The sequence below is a fragment of the Streptomyces spongiae genome (assembly GCF_009377185.1).
Classification (GTDB): Bacteria; Actinomycetota; Actinomycetes; order Streptomycetales; family Streptomycetaceae; genus Streptomyces; species Streptomyces spongiae.
Window position 1 is genome coordinate 1 of the sequence record NZ_VJZC01000857.1, and the last position, 3,104, is coordinate 3,104.

A 3,104-nucleotide genomic window follows, 5' to 3' on the forward strand; every position below is an offset into this window, starting at 1 on the left:
GGCGGGGCGGGCACGGAGCGGCGCTCCGGGATGATCCCGGACGGGTAGAGGAGCAGATGCCCGGCGAGGATCGCGAACTCCAGAGCGGTCGCCTTCAGGAGGGTCACCGACAGCCCGGCCAGCCTGACGGGCCACAGGCTCTGGCAGAGCGGCAGAAAGGGCAGAGATGCCCGGGTGACCTTCATGGCCGACCTCCCGTCGGCACGCGGGAGGACGTCCCGGTCCCCCGCTGTGCCCTCGTAGTGAGCCCCCGCGGAGGTGGGCGACTGGTGCGAGTGTGGCGTGTGCGACGCACGGGGCGCCGGTGACGCGACGGGGCTCCCTGCCGTGCCGGCGGCGTGACATCCCGCCGTCCTCACGGCACAGGCTGTCCCGGACTCCGTACGACCGTGATTCCCCGCTTCCTTGCTCGTGCCATCGCCGAAGCGCCTCATCGCCGCTGCCGTCTCCCGCCGGCGGAGCGGTGGTGCGGCCACCTCGTGGCGGCTCTCCTTGCGCACGCTCCGCCCGTGACGCCCGTGTCCCGGATGCGTGCGGCCCGGATGCCGCCCGCCTCCGTGACACGTGTGCCGCGGGAAATCGGAACCGTGCGCGGCGAACGTGTCCCACCGTGTGATTTCCCCCTCGGTCCCCACCGCGAAACTGCCGGTTGCGGGATGCTGGCGATAACGTTCGTTCACTTCCTCGGCCGGACCGGTACGGGGCGCCTGTGTCCGCGGACGCATCCGGCGCGGTGGGCGGCGGTATAAGCGATATGCGCGGTGCGCGTGCCGCGTACACGATTCGTACGGTGTGTGGCTGTACTGGGTGTACGTACTGTGGTGGCTCGTGTGCTGTGTGTGTCGTGACGTTCGGTACGGGTTCGGTGCAGTCGTTTGATGGAGGCAGTGATGGGTGTGGCAGCCGGTCCGATCCGCGTGGTGGTGGCCAAGCCGGGGCTCGACGGCCACGATCGCGGGGCCAAGGTGATCGCGAGGGCGCTGCGCGACGCCGGTATGGAGGTCATCTACACCGGCCTCCACCAGACGCCGGAACAGATCGTCGACACCGCGATCCAGGAGGACGCCGACGCGATCGGCCTCTCCATCCTCTCCGGCGCCCACAACACGCTCTTCGCGGCCGTCATCGAGCTCCTCAAGGAGCGGGACGCGGAGGACATCAAGGTCTTCGGCGGCGGCATCATCCCCGAGGCCGACATCCCGCTGCTGAAGGAGAAGGGCGTCGCCGAGATCTTCACCCCCGGCGCCACCACCGCGTCGATCGTGGACTGGGTGAACGCGAACGTGCGCCAGCCGGCGGAGGCGTAGTCCTCCATCCTCGGTCCGGCCTCTCGGTGAGCGGAGCCCCAAAGAGGGTGGCCGCCCACCGCAGGGTCAGCTCCTCAGCTCAGATCCTCAACTCAACTCCTCCTCCATCGCGGCGCGCAGACGCAACGTCGTGACGAGGCGCTGGAAAGCCTCGGACCAGTACCCGCCGGCACCCGGAGACGCGTTCTCCTCCTCCTCGGGGGTGGCCGTCAGGGCATCCAGACGTGCCGCCTCCGTGGGGGACAGGCAGCGCTCGGCGAGCCCCATCACACCGCTGAAGCTCCACGGGTAACTGCCCGCGTCCCGAGCGATGTTCAGTGCGTCCACCACCGCGCCCCCCAGGGCCGGAGCCCAGGGCACCGCACAGACCCCGAGCAACTGGAACGCCTCCGTCAGCCCGTGCGTCGCGATGAAGGCCGCCACCCATTCCGCCCGCTCGCCGGCACCCAACGTCGCCAGGAGCTTGGCACGCTCGGCCAGCGACACCGCCCCCGGTCCCGCGGCCCCGGCGGCGGACGGCGAGCCCAGGAGCGCCCCGGACCAGTCGGCGTCCCGCTGCCGCACCGCCGCCCGGCACCACGCGGCGTGCAACTCCCCCTGCCAGTCGTCCGCCACCGGCAGGCCCACGATCTCCTCCGCCGTACGCCCCCCGAGCCGCGCCGACCACACCGCCAGCGGTGCCGCCTCCACCAACTGACCCAGCCACCACGACCGTTCCCCCCGACCCGCCGGGGCCTTGGCCACCACCCCGTCGCGCTCCATGCCCGCGTCGCACTCGTGAGGCGCCTCCACCACGATCGCGGGCACGTCCCGCATCCGGTCGACGGCCACGCACGCACCGGCCCGGTCCGCCATCCGCGCGGCGAGCGCCGAACCCGGCAGCGCGGACAGCAACTCCGCGGCCGTCGCCCGCACGTTCCGGCTCCGGTCCGTCAACGCCCGCTCCAGGAACGGCTCGTCGTCCGCGCCGAGTCCCGTCCGCAGCGAGTCGAGGAACATGAGCCGGTCCTCGGCCCGCTCCGTCGCCCATGTCGTCTCCAGCAACTCGCGTGCGGCCGCGGGCTCCTGTGCCCGTACCCCCGTCAGGAGCGCCACCCGCTCCGCGAACAGCCCCTCCTGCCACAGACGCCGGATCCGGTCGGTCTCCTCCGGACCCGGCAGCTCGGCGCCGCCACCCGGTGTTGCCCGCAGGGCGAAGCGCCAGTCCTGGTTCAGCCGGGCCAGCCAGAGCGCGCGCGGGCCCGCGAAGGCCAGGGCCGCCGGGCGCAGGTCCGTACGGCCCCGCGCCGTGTCCAGAAGGGTCGGCAGCGCCTCGGGCGGTGCGGCGAACCCGCGTGCGTTCGCCAGCGCCAGCCACTGCGGCAGCAACTCCATCAGGTCGGGCGCGGTGCCCCTGCGGCCCCCGCCTCCCGCGCCGGGCCGGTCGGCCAGCAACTGTGCGAGCCTGCGCGCCGCGGCCGGCGGCAGCGGCGGACGCGGATCCGGTGCGGCGGGTTCCGGCCGCGTCGCCGCTCGCGCGGGCCGCACCCCCGCCCTCCGCCGCACGGTCTCCACCGCCGCCGCGTCCAACAACGCCACCGGCGCCTCCCGCCCGGCCCCGGGCCCGGGTGCGGCACGCCGATCGGTCCCGAGCAGGGCGACGGTGACGAGCTCTTCCCACGAGTTCTCGGGAGGAGCCGAGGTGCTGTTCATGAGGGTCCCTTCCGTTCGCGTTTCAGTTGGTCGGCGAGATCCGGAGCGGACGAGCCGGGCACGGATGACACCCGGCTCGTCACGCCTCGTCTCACCCTGTCTCTT

At 73.0% G+C, this 3,104-nt stretch carries 2 protein-coding genes and 1 pseudogene; 1 reads left to right on the top strand and 2 read right to left on the bottom strand.

Annotation, left to right across the window (positions count from 1 at the left end; all coding sequences use genetic code 11):
- Positions 1 to 185 (bottom strand): annotated as a pseudogene (locus FNH08_RS47850) (lipase); the annotation flags it as partial.
- Between the two features lie 705 nt (positions 186 to 890).
- Here FNH08_RS47850 and FNH08_RS47855 point away from each other — a divergent pair.
- Complete coding sequence (locus FNH08_RS47855) at positions 891 to 1,307, top strand: cobalamin B12-binding domain-containing protein (RefSeq protein WP_152778173.1); 417 nt, start codon at positions 891 to 893, stop codon at positions 1,305 to 1,307.
- A gap of 87 nt (positions 1,308 to 1,394) precedes the next feature.
- On the opposite strand, the gene FNH08_RS47860 is transcribed toward FNH08_RS47855, so the two are convergent.
- Positions 1,395 to 2,999, bottom strand: a complete 1,605-nt coding sequence (locus tag FNH08_RS47860; protein ID WP_152778174.1) for a DUF5691 domain-containing protein — start codon at positions 2,997 to 2,999, stop codon at positions 1,395 to 1,397.
- Positions 3,000 to 3,104: the final 105 nt, after the last annotated feature.

What these genes read in the sequence shown, in the direction of transcription:
- FNH08_RS47860 (WP_152778174.1), bottom strand. Translation starts at nt 2,999, where the DNA reads ATGAACAGCACCTCGGCTCCTCCCGAGAACTCGTGGGAAGAGCTCGTC.
- FNH08_RS47855 (WP_152778173.1), top strand. Translation starts at nt 891, where the DNA reads ATGGGTGTGGCAGCCGGTCCGATCCGCGTGGTGGTGGCCAAGCCGGGG.